We start from the raw sequence: 17394 nt of genomic DNA, 5'->3' as shown, positions 1-17394 counted from the left end.
GAGCCGGGTTCCGCCGTACGCCCCCACCTTCCCTCCGGATGGCCGGTCGGCGCCAGAGCCAACCGGTCCCGAGCCCGGTCAGGTCCTGTCCGGCATGATCGGCCGGACAGGGCCTAATGTGGTGGCCATGCGGATCCATGTCGTCGACCACCCGCTGGTGGCGCACAAACTCACCACGCTGCGTGACAAGCGCACCGACTCCCCGACCTTCCGGCGCCTGGCCGACGAGCTGGTCACCCTGCTCGCGTACGAGGCCACCCGGGACGTCCGCACCGAGCAGGTCGACATCCAGACCCCGGTCTCGGGCACCACGGGCGTGAAGCTGTCCCACCCCCGCCCGTTGGTCGTGCCGATCCTGCGCGCGGGCCTGGGCATGCTCGACGGCATGGTGCGGCTGCTGCCGACGGCCGAGGTGGGCTTCCTCGGCATGATCCGCAATGAGGAGACGCTGGAGGCGTCGACGTACGCCACCCGGATGCCGGAGGACCTCTCCGGCCGCCAGGTGTACATCCTCGACCCGATGCTGGCCACCGGCGGCACCCTGGTCGCCGCGATACAGGAACTGATCGCGCGCGGCGCGGACGATGTGACCGCGGTGGTGCTGCTGGCGGCGCCGGAGGGCGTCGAGGTGATGGAGCGCGAACTGGCGGGCACGCCGGTGACCGTCGTGACGGCTTCGGTCGACGAGCGCCTCAACGAGCACGGCTACATCGTCCCGGGCCTCGGCGACGCGGGCGACCGCATGTACGGGTCGGCGGACTGAGAGGTGTCCCGGCATGATCTGCCGGGACACCCCCTGGAAGACCGATGAAGATCTTGCTCCGGCCGCCTGACTCGCCCCGGATTGCCAGTAAATGTCAATCGCCATGAACCGGTTCAAGCCGGGCGTGATTCCAAGATCTTCAGGGCGCTTCTAGGACGCCTGGGGCTGGCAGCCCGGCTTCGGCGCCGTCGGCTTCGAGTTGAGCGCCGAGAGAGCCTGGTCCGCCGCCGGCCTCGCGGTGAGCGCCGTGAAGGCCGTACCGATGATGAGGTCGACATCCTCCGTGGTGCGGGTGTCGGCCTTCAGCTGGGTGCCCCGTACCTGCGTGCCGAGGACACGGAAGGCCCCCTCGTACGCGCCGGGGGCGCCCAGCAGTATGCCGGTGCCGGGGACCTTCTTGTCGTACTCCACCGAGGCGTTGCCGACCTTGCCGATGACGAAGCCGCGGGCCTTCAGCTCGTCGGCGGTGGTCTTGGCGAGTCCGCCGCGCGGGGTGGCGTTGTAGACGTTCACCGTGATCTGGGCCGGCGTCGGCAGTATGCGTGCGGCGGACGCGACCGGGGTGGGGTCGGGCTTGCAGTCCGCCTTGCGGCCGCCGGCCGTGGTCTTCTGCTCGCCGCCCGTGAATACGCCGACGAGCTGCACCGTTCCCCATCCGGCCAGACCGAGGGCCACGACACACGCCAGGATCGTCAGAACGATCCTGCGGCGATGGCGGGGCCGTCGCATCCTCGGGTACTTGTCACCCTTGATGCGGTATTCGCCGCCCATGCCGGGGGGTGTGAGCATGCTCATGGGCGCAGCGTAATCCGACCACCCCGCGATACCTACCAAATGATCATCGGATCGGGTGAGGCTGACCCGAAAGGCCCAGTGGGCCGAGTGTTCAGTCCAGCTCGAGGACCCGCGCGTGCAGCACCTGACGCTGCTGGAGCGCCGCGCGTACGGCTCGGTGCAGACCGTCCTCCAGATAGAGGTCGCCCTGCCACTTCACCACATGGGCGAAGAGATCACCGTAGAAGGTGGAGTCCTCGGCGAGCAGTGTCTCGAGGTCCAACTGCCCCTTGGTGGTCACGAGCTGATCGAGGCGGACCGGGCGCGGCGCGACGTCCGCCCACTGCCGGGTGCTTTCCCGGCCGTGGTCGGGGTACGGCCGCCCGTTGCCGATGCGCTTGAAGATCACACGGAAAGCCTACCGGGCCGGGGCCTCCGGGCGCAGCCATGCGACGGTAACGCAAAAGTGGCAAACAGCGTCATAACGGGAGAGGAATATGAGTGGAAGTACCCCTTCCGGTGAACCCGCCGCCGTGGACCCCGTCGTGAAGAGCGTCGCGGGCCACGTTTTCACCGGCTCCGCACCCGGTCCGGGACCCGCTCGCGGTCCGGTACGGCCCGCCGCGGACGCAGATCGCGCCGGCGGCGGGCCGGTGGGGTGTTACTCCGCGACGTGGTCGTGGTCCTCGTGCAGACCGCCGCCGCTGCCCGCGTCACCCTTGGTGGAGACGAACGGGACCTGCTTGCTCAGCGAGCTCAGGTCGTACGCGTAGGTGCCGACCGCGTTCGCGATCACATCGACGTTGGTGTCGAAGGCCGACATGTCGATGTTCTTCAGGTTGTCGCATTCGGCGTGGTAGCAGGAGTCGTACGCGACCCCGGCCCGACCGCCGAACTTCCGGGCCTGGTCCGCGGTCTTGATGCCCTCGGCGCCCGTGAACGTACCGCCGGACGGGATGCCGACCGCGATGAACGGACCGTAGTCCGAGCGGCCGGTGAAGTCGGTGCCCTCGTGCGGCTTGCCCTGGCTGTCGAGGAAGTCGGTGATGCCCTTCTCCAGCTGGGCCGAGCCCTCGGGACCGGCGGGCGCGCCCACGCCGTCCGAGTCGTCGCCGTCGTAGACGAACTGACCGAAGTTCGGCGAGGCGATCATGTCGAAGTTGAGGTACAGCTTGATGTCCTTGCGCTGCGCCTCGGTGAGCTCGTCGACGTACGCCTGCGAGCCGAGCAGCCCCAGCTCCTCCGCCGACCACCAGGCGAAGCGCACCTTGTTGGCGGGCTTCTTGTGGGTCTGGGCGAGCTCCAGCGCGACTTCGAGAAGACCGGCGGAGCCCGAGCCGTTGTCGTTGATGCCGGGGCCGGCCGCCACCGAGTCCAGGTGCGAGCCGAGCATCACGGTGTTGGCCGCGTCGCCGCCCTTGGTCTCGGCGATCACGTTCTTGGTGGTGCGCACCTCCTGGAGCTGACGGATGTCCAGGGAGAGCGTCACCTCGCCGGCGGCGGCCGCGGCGGCCAGCGCCTCACCGTCGGCCTGGGTGATGCCGCCGGTGGGTATCCTCCCGGCCTCCGGGCCGCCGAGGGTGCCGTTCAGGTCGCCCGCGGTGTTGTTGTAGATGACCGCACCGACCGCTCCCGCGCCGGCCGCGGTCGCCTGCTTCTCCGCGAAGGTGCAACCGCCACGCTTGATCAGTGCGATCTTCCCGGTGAATGCGCCGGCCGCGTAGTCGCCGGGCTCGCAGCCGGTGGTGGCGTCCACCGGGACCGCGGTCACCGCGGCCCTGATGCCGCCCACCGGGGTGGACTTGGTGTACGACATCGCCCGTATCGCGATGTCGCGCGGCGCCGGGGAGACCACGGACAGCTTCTCGGCTTGCGTCTCGATGAAGGTGAAGTCGAAGGTCTCGTAGGAGACTTGGTAGCCGGCCTTCTCCAACAGGTCGTGCACGTACTTCGCGGAGGCTTCGTGGCCCGGCGAACCGGCCGACCGGTTACCGCCGTTGGCGTCGGCGATGGACTGGAGCTTCCGCAGATGCTTGTACGCACCCTCGGCGGACGAGTCGTGGACCAGCTTCCGGGCCAGATGCTCGGCAGCCTTCCCGGGGTCGGGTGTCGCGGAGGCGGGAGAGCCGGCGGCCAGCAGCAGCGGGGTGGCGAGAGCGGCGGCGGCCGTAAGGGCCATGGCTCTGCGAGATGTCGCGTTCACAGGGGTCCTTCCAGTGCGAACGAATGTGAGGGAAAGCTAGCGATCGCGGTGACTTCTGTGAACACTCGTGTCACAAGTGGAATACGCCATTAACTTTTGACGCTCTTGGCCGCCCGCTTCATCTCCTGCTTGTACGCACGCACCTTGGCCAGCGACTCCGGCCCGGTGATGTCGGCCACCGAACGGTGGGAGCCCGCCTCCCCGTACGCCCCGGCCGCCTCGCGCCAGCCCTTCGGCCGCACCCCAAGCTGCTTGCCCAGCAGCGCCAGGAAGATCTGTGCCTTCTGCTTGCCGAACCCGGGCAGATCGTTCAGCCGCTTCAGCAGCTCGGCCCCCGTGCCCACGTCACGCCACACCGCGTCCGCGTCCCCGTCGTAGTGCTCGACCAGGTACTGGCACAGCCTCTGCACCCGTCCGGCCATGGCCCCCGGATAGCGGTGCACGGCCGGCTTCGCCGACAGCAGCGCCGCGAACTCCTCAGGGTCGTACACGGCGATCTCGCGCGCGTCCAGATCGTCCTCGCCCAGGCGCTGCGCGATGGTGTACGGCCCGGTGAACGCCCACTCCATCGGAACCTGCTGGTCCAGCAGCATGCCGACGAGCGCCGCCAGGGGACTGCGGCCGAGCAACTCGTCCGCCTCGGGCTGCTGGGCGAGGCGAAGGGTCTTGTCCATGTTCCGATGATCGCCGCGCGGCGGCGGCCGCGCCGCTCGTGGCGGGCCGCACGGAGCAAGGTCCGTACCGGCGGACCGACGACGAAGGCCGGACCGTGGAACGGTCCGGCCTTCGTCCGTGGCAGAGGAAGGCGAGCCCGTCAGCGGGCCGTTCCGAAGTCCTGCGTCCAGTAGCTGCCGGGCTGCGCGAGGCCGACGCCCATCTCCTTGAAGGAGCAGTTCAGGATGTTCTGCTTGTGACCGGGGCTGGACATCCAGCCCGCCATCACGCTCTCGGGGGTGCTGTAGCCGTAGGCGACGTTCTCGCCGTAGGTGCTCCAGCTGTAACCGGCACGCTGGATCCGGTCACCCGGGGACGATCCGTCGGAGCCCGTGTGCGACATGTTCTTGTGGGCCGCCATGTCCGCGCTGTGATCCTGGGCGGCCTTGGTCAGCTTCGCGTTCACGGTCAGCGGCGAGCATCCGGCCTTGCCGCGCTCGCTGTTGACGAGCGCGACCACGCGGGCCACGTCCCCGGACGCCGGGGTGCCGGCCGCCGGAGCGCTGGGGGTGCTCGGCGTGCTGGGGGCGCTGGGGGTGTTGGGGGCGTTGGGGGCGTTGGGGGTGCTGGGAGTGCTGGGGGCGCTGGGGGTGTTGGGGGTGCTCGGCGTGCTGGGAGTGCTCGGCGTGCTGGGAGTGCTGGGGGTGCTCGGCGTGCTGGGGGTGCTCGGCGTGCTGGGGGTGTTGGGGGTGCTCGGCGTGCTGGGAGTGCTGGGGGTGTTGGGGGCGCTGGGGTTGCTCGGGGTACTGGGGGTGTTCGGAGGGCTCGGCGTACTCGGAGCGCTGGGAGTGCCGGGAGAGGTGCTGGGCGCCTGCGGCGATCCCGGAGCCGGCTTCTGGCCGCCCCATCCGGCCCGCTGAGTCCACCATTGCTCGGAGTCCGCGGTCTTCCCATGACCGTCCGCGCTCTTCCAGTCGCCGTAGGGCCGACCCGCCTCGTTCTCCTGCGGCCCGTAACAGGCCATGGCGGCGGAGGGCACACCGACGGCACAAATTGCGACGGCGGCGATGGCTGTCTTCCGGTAGCGCGTCTTCCTGCGATGCTTGCTCATGCGTGACCTCATTGGTTTTCGCGGAGCGCCCCGGATGCGGTCGGCTCTGCACAGACCTGTGCCTGAGCTGCGGAGACGCCTTGCGGTCGCCATTCTTAGAACCACTGCATGCACAGGGCAAAGAGCGTTTTTACTACCTCGGTTCGTAGCGCGCGGAGTTCTTGAAAAGGACACCCGGGCATGTTGGCCGGCCACGGGGACTTTGTGGGAAGTGCTGTTGCCGCGTCAGAAGTGCGTATACGCCCGATAAACGGGCGAAAGTTTCGAGCGGACCGAAAGTGATCAAACCCCTGAGGTGAATGTCCATATTGATATGGACGAATCTCATATGTCGCCCACGCGTCATCTACTATCGGGCAGCCCTAGTTCCGCAGTTCGCTGTGACGCATGTCATGCGGGCGCGGGTCCCGGCGCGCGCGATGCTCAGCCGCGGTGGCGCCAACCCGACCGGCGAGTCGGGCGGGGCCTTCATCTGCCCTGGAGGGCGGTGGCGGAGGATACGAGATTCGAACTCGTGAGGGGTTGCCCCCAACGCGCTTTCCACATGTTCGTCTGGGTGTTCGGGGCGGGGCGGGGCGGCGGCGGCGTTCTGACCTGCGGCGGAGCGGAGCGTGGGGCGGCTCCATCAGGTCGCAGGGCCGCGGGCGGCTGTGCCTTGTGAAGGCCGAGGTGGCCCCTCATTCCTACTTGTTTGATAATCTCGCTGCATGGGTGAGATTTCGTACAGTGTCGGCGAAGGACCCGCTACCAGAGTGAGCCTTTCTCTTCCCGAGGGGACGGCCGAGGCGATCCGCCGACGGGTCGGCAAGCGTGAGTTCTCCGCCTTCATCACCGCAGCGGTGGAGCGTGAGCTGCGCGGTCAGATCCTGGACGAGTACCTGGCCGACTACGAACGCCGCAAGGGGCCGATTTCCGAACGCGAGCAGGAGTGCGCACGACGCATCTTCGACGAAGTGTTCGCCGAGGAGGTGCAGTGGCCCGCCGCAGGCTGAGCCACGAAGGCACCCTCGTTCTCGACTGCGAGGGCCTGTCGAAGTTCGTCGGTGATGACGAACCCGTCGTCGCCCTCATCGCCGAAGCCCGCAAGCGGGGGATGGAAGTCGTCATCAGCGCACTCACCATCATCGAAGCGGTGCATCGTGGGACCGACAAGGCGCGGCTTGCCTGGGTGCTGTCCGGAGTGAGGATCGTGCCTATCGGCGATGAGGAGGCCAAGGCCGCCTCGGCGATGCTGATCAATGCCGGGCTGCATGGTCACAAATACGCCATCGACGCGGTCGTGGCCGAGATGGCACTGCGGCAGCGCCGCCCGGTCGTCATGCTCACCTCGGATATCGACGACATGGCGAAGCTGTGCGGTGACAGGGTGCGCCTCGTCGCCGTGTAACTACGGTGCTGGACGGGTGAATGAGACCGGAACTGAGACCAGGGCGGTGGCCCTCCGGGCGTCAGATTGCTTCTTGTCACTTGGTCCTCCGCCTACCTGTCGAGCGTGGCAGCCCGCGCCTGGCGCTGGGCCCCGGAGATGCGAGACATCGCCGACACCCTCCGAGTAACCGAAGCCTGGCTTGTCGTCCGGGCCAGGTCCTCCCCGTCCGCCTTCAGGCGGGCGACGAGCTGGTCGACCAACGTCGAAGGGCCCCACTGCAAGCAGTGGGGCCCTTCGACATCGTGCCCGGTGAGGCACTGGCGGAGGATACGAGATTCGAACTCGTGAGGGGTTGCCCCCAACACGCTTTCCAAGCGTGCGCCCTAGGCCTCTAGGCGAATCCTCCGCGGCAAACAGTACATGACTCGGAAGGGTGCTTGCGAACTCGTTCGTTCGCAGTGAGATCGGGTAGGCTGGGCGCAGCCCCTCACGTGGCGCTATCTGACTGAACTCCCCCAGGGCCGGAAGGCAGCAAGGGTAGGTCGGCTCTGGCGGGTGCGTGAGGGGCGCTTGCGTTCGGCGGGGCCCGTTGTCAGCGGGCCCGGATAACCTCGTATGTGTGTCGTCCCTTGCGCTGTACCGCCGCTATCGCCCGGAGTCCTTCGCCGAGGTCATCGGGCAGGAGCATGTCACCGACCCGTTGCAGCAGGCCCTGCGCAACAACCGGGTCAATCACGCGTACCTGTTCAGCGGACCGCGCGGATGCGGCAAGACGACCAGTGCGCGTATCCTCGCGCGCTGCCTGAACTGCGAGCAGGGGCCGACGCCGACGCCGTGCGGGGAGTGTCAGTCCTGCCGGGACCTGGCGCGGAACGGGCCGGGGTCGATCGACGTCATCGAGATCGACGCCGCGTCGCACGGTGGTGTGGACGATGCCCGTGAGCTGCGGGAGAAGGCCTTCTTCGGGCCGGCAGCCAGCCGGTACAAGATCTACATCATCGACGAGGCGCACATGGTCACCTCGGCGGGCTTCAACGCCCTGCTGAAGGTGGTCGAGGAGCCACCGGAGCACCTCAAGTTCATCTTCGCGACCACCGAGCCCGAGAAGGTCATCGGCACGATCCGGTCGCGTACGCACCACTACCCGTTCCGCCTGGTGCCGCCGGGGACCCTGCGCGAGTACCTCGCGGAGGTGTGCGCCAAGGAGGCCATCCCGGTCGAGGACGGCGTGCTGCCCCTGGTCGTACGGGCCGGCGCGGGCTCGGTGCGTGACTCCATGTCCGTCATGGACCAGCTGCTGGCCGGCGCGGGCACGGACGGTGTGACGTACGCCATGGCCACGGCCCTGCTCGGATACACGGACGGCTCGCTCCTCGACTCCGTCGTGGACGCCTTCGCGGCGGGCGACGGGGCGGCGGCCTTCGAGGTCGTGGACCGTGTCATCGAGGGAGGCAACGACCCGCGCCGGTTCGTCGCCGACCTGCTGGAGCGGCTGCGCGACCTGGTCATCCTGGCCGCCGTGCCTGACGCGGCGGAGAAGGGCCTCGTCGACGCCCCCGCCGATGTGATCGAGCGCATGCAGGCACAGGCGTCCGTGTTCGGCGCTGCCGAGCTCAGCCGGGCCGCGGACCTGGTGAACGCGGGACTGACGGAGATGCGCGGCGCCACCTCGCCGCGGCTCCAGCTGGAGCTGATCTGCGCCCGGGTGCTGCTGCCCGCGGCGTACGACGACGAGCGTTCGGTGCAGGCCAGGCTGGACCGCCTGGAGCGGGGCGCCGCGTTCGCGCCGGGTGGAGCGGGCGTGACGATCGGCTACGTCCCGGGGCCGGAGGCCCATGCCCCGATGCCCCAGGTCCCGCCGGGCGGCGGTCCTGCCGCGGCCCGCGCGGCGGCACGAGGCGGTGCGGGTGCCCCCGCGCCTGCCGCGCCCGGCGTCCCGGCCGCGGCCGGTCCCGATGCCGGTGCGCAGGAAGCCGGCGCGTGGCCGGCCGCGGGGGGTGCCCCGGCTGCCCGGGCGGGCGCGCCCGCGGCGCCGGTCCAGGCCGAGGGCTCCCGCCCGGGGACCTGGCCCGCCGGTTCCGGTACGCCGCAGCAGCCCGCGGCCGACGGCCAGGGCGGACGTCCCGGCGCATGGCCGACGACGGGCGGCGCGCAGGCCCAGCCGTCGCAGCAGTCCGCGCCGCCCCGGGCCGAGGGCCCTCGCCCCGGGGCCTGGCCGACGGCGGCGGCGCCCGGTGGGGGTGCCGGGCAGACCGCTCCCGGGGCCTGGCCCAGCGCTGCCGCGCCCGGGCAGGGACGGCCGCAGCAGCCCGCTCCGGCGGCGCCCGCACCCGCGGCCGGACCGCCGGCGGGTGTGTCGCCCGGCATGGCGCAGGGCGCCGCCCAGGTGCGGAACATGTGGCCGAACATCCTCGACGCCGTCAAGAACCGGCGACGGTTCACCTGGATCCTGCTCAGCCAGAACGCCCAGGTCGCGGGCTTCGACGGCACCACGCTCCAGCTCGGCTTCCTCAACGCCGGCGCCCGGGACAACTTCGCGAGCAGCGGCAGCGAGGACGTGCTGCGGCAGGTCCTGGCCGAGCAGTTCAACATGCAGTGGAAGATCGAGGCCGTCGTCGACCCGTCCGGCGGGGCGGGCGGCGGCGACCGGCCGTCCGGTGCGGGCCGCGCCGCGGCACCGCAGCCGCGCCCCGCGCAGCCCGCGCCGCAGCAGGCGTACGCACCGCAGGCCCCGGCCGCCCCGGCCCCGGCACTCGAGACGTCCCGTGCGGCGGCTCCCGAGTCGTCCCCCGTCGCCCCGGTCGCTCCGGAGGACGACACCCCGGAGGCGGACGATCCGGACCTGGTCGAGTCGGCGCTGTCCGGTCACGACCTGATCGTGCGGGAGCTGGGCGCTACGGTGGTGGAGGAATATACGAACGAGTGAGGGCGCGGGGTTCGGCGGCCCGCACAAGGTGCCACGCGTGGCGCGGGCTAGGCTTGCGTTCCGTGAAGGTCCTCGTCATCGGCGGCGGCGCCCGCGAACACGCCCTGTGCCGCTCTCTCTCCCTCGACCCCGACGTCACCGCTCTGCACTGCGCCCCCGGCAACGCCGGCATCGCCGAGGTCGCCGAGCTGCACCCGGTGGACGCCCTGGACGGTGCCGCCGTCGCACGCCTGGCCACCGAGCTGGGCGTCGGCCTGGTCGTCGTCGGCCCGGAGGCGCCGCTCGTCGCCGGTGTCGCCGACGCCGTGCGCGCGGCCGGCATTCCCTGCTTCGGTCCCAGCCGGGAGGCGGCGCAGCTGGAGGGTTCCAAGGCCTTCGCCAAGGATGTGATGGCCGCGGCGAACGTGCCCACGGCCCGCAGCTACGTCTGCACCACGCCCGAGGAGATCGACGAGGCCCTGGACGCCTTCGGCGCCCCGTACGTCGTCAAGGACGATGGTCTCGCCGCCGGCAAGGGTGTCGTCGTCACCAGCGACCTCGACGCCGCACGCGAGCACGCCCTCGCCTGTGAGCGTGTCGTCATCGAGGAGTACCTCGACGGCCCCGAGGTGTCCCTCTTCGCCATCACCGACGGCAGGACGGTGCTGCCGCTCCAGCCCGCCCAGGACTTCAAGCGGGCCCTCGACAACGACGAGGGCCCGAACACCGGCGGCATGGGCGCGTACTCCCCGCTTCCGTGGGCCGACCCGAAGCTGGTGGACGAGGTCATGGAGACCGTCCTCCAGCCGACCGTGGACGAGCTGCGCCGGCGCGGTACGCCGTTCTCCGGACTGCTCTACGCCGGTCTGGCGATCACGAGCCGCGGTGTGCGCGTCATCGAGTTCAACGCCCGTTTCGGCGACCCGGAGACCCAGGTGGTCCTGGCCCGCCTGAAGACCCCCCTGGCGAGCGTTCTGCTCAACGCGGCCGAGGGCACGCTCGACGTCCTGCCGCCGCTGAACTGGCGCGTGGACGCGGCCGTGACCGTGGTCGTCGCCTCGCACAACTACCCCGGTACGCCCCGCACCGGCGACCCGATCGAGGGGCTGGACGAGGTCGCGGCCCAGGACGCGCCCGAGGCGTACGTCCTGCACGCCGGTACGAAGCAGGACCGCGACGCGATCGTGAGCGCCGGCGGCCGGGTGCTGTCGGTCACCGCGACCGGCAAGGACCTCGCCGAGGCACGCGAGCGGGCGTACCGGGCGGTGGGCCGGATCCGGCTGGAGGGCTCCCAGCACCGTACGGACATCGCGGCCAAGGCGGCGCAGGGCTCTTGAGGTCCTGACCCGGCCCGGTGGGCCGGGTCAGGACCCAGGCCCTGGTCCTGCCCGACCGGCCGGGCAGGATCCAGGCTGTGACCGGAAAGCTTCACCGGCTCGCGACGCTCCCCCAGCTACCTCTGGGGGTGCCCCCAGAGGTGCCCCCAGGCACGGCACCTCTCCCCCGTTGCCCTTCGGGCACGGGAGGTGCCCCCACCGTTGTCGCATCGCGCGAGTACGGCCGAGTACGAGCTGCGATTCTCCGCCTTCGATGAACGGGGGAGGTAGCTGGGGGAGCCGCGAGCTTCCCGGCAGACCTTTCCGGCCACAGCACTGGCACGGATCGCCGGTACCTCTGCCCAAAGCCATTCCATCGAGTGACCGCCGTCCCATCCGGCTGACGACGGCCCGGACCCCAACTAAGGTGCCGCGCAAGCGTTCCGGCACTTGGCCCACCGGCATTGCGATGTCAGTGGCGGGTGCCACAGTGGGGGAATGGGCAACGCCGATGCAGTGGTGCAGGGGGTGACGTCCAGCCGTGTCCGGTCCGGTTGAAGAGGTGGGCGCGCAGGCAGCGCGTTCCCGCGCGCTCGCCGTGCTGCGTGTCCGCGGCAGGGCGCTGGCTGTCGCGCTGCTGCCGGCGGCCGTCGCCGTCGTGCTGCTCGTCGGCGGGGCCACCGGCCGTATCGGCGGCGCGGGCTGGGACACGGCCCGCTGGGCGGTGAGCTGTGCGGCGGTCCTGGTCCTGCTGTTCGCGGCCGGGGTCGCGGTGATCGTGGCCCGGGCCGGGCCGGCCGTCAGCCCGACCGTGGAGCTGGGCGAGACGGCGGCCCCGGACCTGTACCGGCTGGTGCGCGACCTCGCGGACCGGCTCGATGTGCCGGCGCCTTCCGCGCTAGCGCTCACCCCGGACTGCGACAGCTGGCTGGAGGACCGTACGCACCCGGCGCACGGCCCGCCGGGCGTGCCGCGGGGCCGCCGCGACGAGACCGCCCCGGTGCTGGTCATCGGGTCCCCGTTCCTGTGGTGGATGCGGGTCGGTGAGCTGAGGGCCGTACTCGCCCCGGTCGTCGCCGGTACGGGCCCTTCCGCGCACCCCGACATAGCCGCCGCCCGCCGCTTCGTGCGCGGGCTGGACGCGGCCGTCGCGGTCGCCGCACATTCGGGAGGCGGGCCGGTGAGTCGGGCGGCGTTCGCTTCCGTCGGCGCTGTGGCCCGGCTGATGCTGCGCGCCTGCCGGGGGCACGCCGCCGAGATGGAGCGGGGCGTCGCGGTCGCGGCGTCCGAACGCGCGCAGGCCGTGGACTACGGCCTGCGGATCGTCGCCCAGGAGCAGGTCGGCCTGGCCTACGCCGGCTGGGACCGGCTGCTCACCCGGGTCGCGCTGCCCGCCTGGCGGATGGGCCGCTGGCCGTCCGGGCTCGACGCCGGTGTCGTCTCCGCGCTCACCGAGCTGTCCCGCCGGGACCGGCTCGCCGAGGGTTTCGCCGCCCGGCTGGGCGAGCGCCCCGCCTGCGACCTGCTGGAGGAGCCCGGCCTCGTGGACGAGGCCGCTTCCTTGCTCGCCGCCCGGCTCTTCCACGGCGGGCCCGCGGAGACCGGCCCCGACTGGTCGCCGGTCGCCTGGCAGCACTACCCCGAAGAGGTCGTCGACCGTAAGTGGCGTACGGAAGCGGCCCGGCTGCACCGGGTGCTGGACGCCATGGGGGTCCGCCCGGGTGCGGACCCCGGAGGGCCCACGCTGGCCCGGGTCATGGACCACCTCGCGGCGGAGGGCGGCGACGCCCTGGCCGCCGGGATCGGCGCGGAGATGGCCCGCGAGGAGGCCACGGCCCCGGCGCGGCCGCCGCTCGCCCCGTGGGACGTCGGCTTCGCGCCCGTCTTCCCGCCGCAGGCGCCGCGTACGGACCGGGAGCTGCTGGCCGACCATGTCGCGGCGATGGTCTGCTGCGCCGCCGTCGACACGGCCGGCGCGGTGCCGGGCCTCGACTGGCTGGACGGTCCGGCCCTGCTCGTCGCCGGGGAACGCGCGTCCGACCTCGCGGCCCGTGTCCGCGCCCTCGTCGACGAGGGCGACGCGGATCCGCTGCGCGCGTGGCTGACACCGACTGGCGTCCGCCCGGACAAACCCGTGCGGCTGGTCTGAGGACGGGCCCGGGGCGTCGCGCGGACAGGCCTGATCGCTCGTTGGAAGGTTTCGGCCTGGTCAATTCGCGACGAACGGTGACGGAGTGCGTGCGTTATGTGATGTGCTGGGGGTCGGTAGCTGACAGCCGGCGCACGGCAGTTGTCGGCGGTTGTCGTAGCTGTCCCGAGGGACAGAGGGAGGGAAAGGGTATGGGGGCGGAGCAGATCCGGCGCTGGGAATCGGGCGCCCTCGCCTACGCCGTCTCGGATCCTTTCGGCCAGGGTCCGCTGCCCTGGCTGCGGGGCAGCGAGCAGTACTACGGCGACACCGGGCAGTTCATCCCCTGGTACGCCGAACACGTCGAGCAGGCGGAGCGCGCCGACACCGCCGGCCATGTCCGGGCCGACGTGGAGACCGCAGCCACGGTCCCCCGCCCCCGTGTCGCCGGCAGCGGGCCGCGTACGGCCGACGACGTGCACCGGCAGATCAAGGGGTTCACATCCACGGGGGCGGTCGCCCCCGGCGAGGCGGTGGACTTCCACATCACCGTCGACCCGCCCCAGCAGTTCTCCGTCGACATCTACCGGATCGGGCACTACAACGGCGACGGCGCCGCCAAGATCACCACCAGTCCGCGGCTGTCAGGCATCGTCCAGCCGGCCCCGCTCGCCGCCGACCGCACCGTCTCCTGCCACCACTGGTGGCTCTCCTGGCGTCTGCAGATCCCGGTCCACTGGCCGGTCGGCGCGTACGTCGCCGTGCTGACCACCGCCGACGGCTACCGCTCCCACATCCCCTTCACCGTCCGCGACGGCCACCCCGCCGATCTGCTCCTCCTGCTGCCCGACATCACCTGGCAGGCATACAACCTCTACCCGGAGGACGGCCGCACCGGCGCCAGTCTCTACCACGCCTGGGACGCGCACGGACGGCTGCTCGGCGAGGAGGACGCGGCGATCACGGTGTCCTTCGACCGGCCGTACGCCGGGGCCGGGCTTCCGCTGCACGTGGGCCATGCCTACGACTTCATCCGCTGGGCCGAGCGATACGGCTACGACATCGCGTACGCCGACGCCCGCGACATGCACGCCGGCCGCGTGGACCCCACCCGCTACCGCGGACTGGTCTTCCCCGGCCACGACGAGTACTGGTCCGCCCCGATGCGCCGCACCGCCGAGCTGGCCCGCGAGCACGGCACCTCGCTCGTCTTCCTCTCCGCCAACACCATGTACTGGCAGGTCGAGCTCGGACCCTCGCCCTCCGGTGTGCCGGACCGGCTGCTCACCTGCCGCAAGCGCAGAGGCCCCGGCCGACCGGCCCTGTGGCGGGAGATCGACCGCCCCGAGCAGCAGCTGCTCGGCATCCAGTACGCGGGCCGGGTCCCCGAGCCGCACCCCCTGGTCGTACGCAACGCGGACCACTGGCTGTGGGACGCCACCGGGGCGCACGAGGGCGACGAGATCTCCGGCCTGGTCGCGGGCGAGGCCGACCGGTACTTCCCGCGTACCACGCTCCCCGAGCACCAGGACCGCATCCTGCTCGCCCACTCCCCGTACCGCGACGGCGACGGGGTACTGCGCCACCAGGAGACCTCGCTCTACCGGGCACCGAGCGGAGCGCTCGTCTTCGCTTCCGGAACGTTCGCATGGTCCCCGGCCCTCGACCGGCCCGGCCACACCGACAGCCGTATCCAGCGCGCCACCGCCAACCTCCTGGACCGCATCTGCAAACGCGACTGACCCGGCTGACACGACCGACCCCCTGGACCGTCCTGCCTCCCGGATGCGGGAGAATCAAGGCATTGGACAGAACCACGGGGAGGAACCGTGTCCGGATTCGTCGAAAAGCCCGAACCGATCCAGGTACCGGGCCTGGTGCATCTGCACACCGGCAAGGTGCGCGACCTGTACCAGAACGAGGCCGGTGACCTCGTGATGGTCGCCAGCGACCGCATGTCCGCGTACGACTGGGTGCTGCCCACCGAGATCCCGGACAAGGGCCGGGTGCTCACCCAGTTGTCCCTCTGGTGGTTCGACCGCCTCGCCGACCTGGTGCCCAACCATGTGATCTCCGCCGAGCTGCCCGCCGGCGCCCCCGCCGACTGGGCCGGCCGCACCCTCATCTGCAAGTCGCTGAACATGGTCCCGGTCGAGTGCGTCGCCCGCGGCTACCTCACCGGCTCCGGCCTCGCCGAGTACCAGGAGTCCCGCACCGTCTGCGGTCTCGCCCTCCCCGAGGGGCTCAGCGACGGCTCCGAGCTGCCCGCGCCGATCTTCACCCCCGCCACGAAGGCGGCCGTCGGCGACCACGACGAGAACGTGTCGTACGAGGAGGTCGCCCGCCAGGTCGGCGCCGAGACCGCCGCCCTGCTCCGCCAGACGACCCTGGCCGTCTACGGCCGGGCCCGCGACATCGCCCGTGAGCGCGGCATCATCCTCGCGGACACGAAGTTCGAGTTCGGCTTCGACGGTGAGCAGCTGGTCATCGCCGACGAGGTGCTCACCCCCGACTCCTCGCGCTTCTGGCCGGCCGACCAGTGGCAGCCGGGCCGTGCTCAGCCGTCGTACGACAAGCAGTACGTCCGCGACTGGCTGACCTCCGCCGAGTCCGGCTGGGACCGCAAGAGCGAGCAGCCGCCGCCCGCGCTGCCCGCCGAGGTGGTGGAGCGCACCCGCGCGAAGTACCTGGAGGCGTACGAGCTGTTGACCGGTATGAGCTGGTCGTAGCAACGCCGAAGGCCCCGGTCGGATCGACCGGGGCCTTCACTTGAGCGGACGACGAGATTCGAACTCGCGACCCTCACCTTGGCAAGGTGATGCTCTACCAACTGAGCCACGTCCGCAGGCGCCGTAGCGCGAGACCAACTATACCCAACCCCGGGCGCGAGCGAGACGCGCCGCCGCGTGGCGGTTCTCGGCGCCGAGCTTCGAGGCAGCCGAGGAGAGGTAGTTCCGTACCGTCCCCGGGGAGAGCGAAGCCCGCTCGGCGATCTCCGCGATGGGCGCCCCGTCGGCCGCCAGCTCCAGCACTTCCGCCTCCCGGGCGGTCAGCGGCGAGTCCCCGGCCGAGATCGCGTCGGCGGCCAACTCCGGGTCCACGTAGCGGTTTCCGGCGTGGACGGTGCGGATGATCTCGGCGAGGCGCTGGGCGCTGAGGGTCTTTGGTACGAAGCTGCGGACGCCCGCGGCGAGGGCGCGCTTGAGGTGCCCCGGGCGGCCATGGCTGGTCACGATCATGGTCCGGCAGGACGGCAGCTCGGCCCGCAGCGATGTGGCGACGCTCACGCCGTCGGCGCCGGGCATCTGCAGATCCAGCACCGCGACATCGGGCCGGTGCGCCCGCGCCATGGCGAGCGCCTCGGGCCCGGAGGCGGCCTCGGCGACGACGGTCAGATCGTCCTCCAGCGCGAGCAGCGCGGCGAGCGCGCCTCGGATGAGGTGCTCGTCATCGGCGAGCAGCACGTGCACGGTCATCTGGTTCCTCTCGGTCGTTTGGTTCCTCCCGGGCGTGGCCCGGAGCGACCCTCAGGGGTCGCGTGCCCGAGTGCGCCTACCCGGGTGCGTCGGGGGTTGCTGTCGTTGTCGGGTGCGGTTCGGGGGTGCTGGCGGTTGGGGGTTGCTGTCGTTGTCGGGTGCGGTTCGGGGGTGCTGGCGGTTGGGGGTTGCTGTCGTTGTCGGGTGCGGTTCGGGGGTGCTGGCGGTTGGGGGTTGCTGTCGTTGTCGGGTGCGGTTCGGGGGTGCTGGCGGTCGGGGGTTGCTGTCGTTGTCGGGTGCGGTTCGGGGGTGCTGGTGGTCGGGGGTTGCTGTCGTTGTCGGGTGCGGTTCGGGGGTGCTGGCGGTTGGGGGTTGCTGTCGTTGTCGGGTGCGGTTCGGGGGTGCTGGCGGTCGGGGGTTGCTGTCGTTGTCGGGTGCGGTTCGGGGGTGCTGGTGGTCGGGGGTTGCTGTCGTTGTCGGGTGCGGTTCGGGGGTGCTGGTGGTCGGGGGTTGCTGTCGTTGTCGGGTGCGGTTCGGGGGTTGCTGTCGTTGCCGGATGCCGCTCCGGGGGTACTGTCCGGGCCGGGCATGCTGTGTTTTTCCGGGGGAGACCCCCGGACCCCCGTACGCCGCGCGTTCTCGGAGTCCGTGAAGTCGCCCGGCACGTTCGCGCGTCACACATCACGTTTTACGGC

At 71.2% G+C, this 17394-nt stretch carries 15 protein-coding genes, 2 tRNA genes, 1 other RNA gene and 1 pseudogene; 11 read left to right on the top strand and 8 right to left on the bottom strand.

Features of this window, described 5'->3' with window-relative positions:
* Window positions 1-127: 127 nt before the first annotated feature.
* Window positions 128-763 carry a uracil phosphoribosyltransferase gene (gene upp / locus ABD858_RS15830; protein WP_345037877.1) on the top strand — a complete coding sequence of 212 codons (636 nt, stop codon included), beginning with the start codon at window positions 128-130 and terminating at the stop codon, window positions 761-763.
* A 150-nt stretch (window positions 764-913) separates the two neighbouring features.
* Here the strand turns inward: upp and ABD858_RS15825 are convergent, their stop codons facing one another.
* The 5 genes from ABD858_RS15825 to ABD858_RS15805 all read right to left on the bottom strand — a co-directional run bounded on the left by ABD858_RS15825 (window position 914) and on the right by ABD858_RS15805 (window position 4923).
* Entirely contained in the window at window positions 914-1558 is a 645-nt protein-coding gene (locus tag ABD858_RS15825) for a LytR C-terminal domain-containing protein (protein ID WP_345037875.1), read from the bottom strand.
* Window positions 1559-1649: 91 nt separating this feature from the next.
* Complete coding sequence (locus ABD858_RS15820; protein WP_003999914.1) at window positions 1650-1946, bottom strand: type II toxin-antitoxin system VapB family antitoxin; 297 nt, start codon at window positions 1944-1946, stop codon at window positions 1650-1652.
* A gap of 252 nt (window positions 1947-2198) precedes the next feature.
* Window positions 2199-3716 (bottom strand): M28 family metallopeptidase, encoded by a 1518-nt coding sequence (locus ABD858_RS15815; RefSeq protein ID WP_345044576.1) that lies wholly within the window; start codon window positions 3714-3716, stop codon window positions 2199-2201.
* Window positions 3717-3829: 113 nt separating this feature from the next.
* Window positions 3830-4414, bottom strand: coding sequence for an HhH-GPD-type base excision DNA repair protein (locus ABD858_RS15810; protein WP_345037872.1), 585 nt, complete (start codon window positions 4412-4414; stop codon window positions 3830-3832).
* Between the two features lie 140 nt (window positions 4415-4554).
* Entirely contained in the window at window positions 4555-4923 is a 369-nt protein-coding gene (locus ABD858_RS15805; RefSeq protein ID WP_345037870.1) for a CAP domain-containing protein, read from the bottom strand.
* Window positions 4924-4939: 16 nt separating this feature from the next.
* Between ABD858_RS15805 and ABD858_RS15800 the strand changes: the two genes are divergently transcribed.
* The 4 genes and pseudogenes from ABD858_RS15800 to ABD858_RS15785 all read left to right on the top strand — a co-directional run.
* Entirely contained in the window at window positions 4940-5314 is a 375-nt protein-coding gene (locus ABD858_RS15800; RefSeq protein ID WP_345037868.1) for a hypothetical protein, read from the top strand.
* Between the two features lie 898 nt (window positions 5315-6212).
* Window positions 6213-6497, top strand: coding sequence for a hypothetical protein (locus ABD858_RS15795; RefSeq protein WP_345037866.1), 285 nt, complete (start codon window positions 6213-6215; stop codon window positions 6495-6497).
* Window positions 6479-6892, top strand: a complete 414-nt coding sequence (locus ABD858_RS15790; protein ID WP_345037864.1) for a PIN domain-containing protein — start codon at window positions 6479-6481, stop codon at window positions 6890-6892. Before ABD858_RS15795 ends, ABD858_RS15790 begins: the two co-directional genes overlap by 19 nt.
* Before the next feature lie 93 nt (window positions 6893-6985).
* Window positions 6986-7066 (top strand): annotated as a pseudogene (locus ABD858_RS15785) (DUF1932 domain-containing protein); the annotation flags it as partial.
* Window positions 7067-7192: 126 nt separating this feature from the next.
* On the opposite strand, the gene ABD858_RS15780 reads toward ABD858_RS15785, so the two are convergent.
* A tRNA-Ser gene (locus ABD858_RS15780) sits at window positions 7193-7280 on the bottom strand.
* Window positions 7281-7352: 72 nt separating this feature from the next.
* Here ABD858_RS15780 and ffs point away from each other — a divergent pair.
* The 6 genes from ffs (at window position 7353) to ABD858_RS15750 (ending at window position 15952) form a co-directional block, all read left to right on the top strand.
* Window positions 7353-7451: signal recognition particle sRNA small type (ffs, locus tag ABD858_RS15775), an RNA gene on the top strand.
* 42 nt (window positions 7452-7493) lie between these two features.
* The gene (locus tag ABD858_RS15770) at window positions 7494-9800 is read left to right on the top strand and encodes a DNA polymerase III subunit gamma and tau (RefSeq protein WP_345037860.1); all 2307 of its coding nucleotides are present in this window, start codon (window positions 7494-7496) and stop codon (window positions 9798-9800) included.
* A gap of 62 nt (window positions 9801-9862) precedes the next feature.
* Window positions 9863-11116 (top strand): phosphoribosylamine--glycine ligase, encoded by a 1254-nt coding sequence (purD, locus tag ABD858_RS15765; protein ID WP_345037858.1) that lies wholly within the window; start codon window positions 9863-9865, stop codon window positions 11114-11116.
* A 520-nt stretch (window positions 11117-11636) separates the two neighbouring features.
* Window positions 11637-13244, top strand: a complete 1608-nt coding sequence (locus ABD858_RS15760) for a M48 family metalloprotease (protein WP_345037856.1) — start codon at window positions 11637-11639, stop codon at window positions 13242-13244.
* 191 nt (window positions 13245-13435) lie between these two features.
* Window positions 13436-14965 carry a N,N-dimethylformamidase beta subunit family domain-containing protein gene (locus tag ABD858_RS15755; RefSeq protein ID WP_345037854.1) on the top strand — a complete coding sequence of 510 codons (1530 nt, stop codon included), beginning with the start codon at window positions 13436-13438 and terminating at the stop codon, window positions 14963-14965.
* Window positions 14966-15052: 87 nt separating this feature from the next.
* The gene (locus ABD858_RS15750; protein ID WP_345037852.1) at window positions 15053-15952 is read left to right on the top strand and encodes a phosphoribosylaminoimidazolesuccinocarboxamide synthase; all 900 of its coding nucleotides are present in this window, start codon (window positions 15053-15055) and stop codon (window positions 15950-15952) included.
* Between the two features lie 43 nt (window positions 15953-15995).
* On the opposite strand, the gene ABD858_RS15745 is transcribed toward ABD858_RS15750, so the two are convergent.
* Both ABD858_RS15745 and ABD858_RS15740 read right to left on the bottom strand, forming a co-directional pair.
* Window positions 15996-16068: transfer RNA gene (locus ABD858_RS15745), tRNA-Gly, on the bottom strand.
* A 22-nt stretch (window positions 16069-16090) separates the two neighbouring features.
* Complete coding sequence (locus ABD858_RS15740) at window positions 16091-16699, bottom strand: response regulator transcription factor (protein WP_345037850.1); 609 nt, start codon at window positions 16697-16699, stop codon at window positions 16091-16093.
* Window positions 16700-17394: the final 695 nt, after the last annotated feature.

The organism is Streptomyces sannanensis (assembly GCF_039536205.1).
GTDB classification, from domain to species: domain Bacteria; phylum Actinomycetota; class Actinomycetes; order Streptomycetales; family Streptomycetaceae; genus Streptomyces; species Streptomyces sannanensis.
This window is presented reverse-complemented; position numbering and strand designations above follow the sequence as displayed.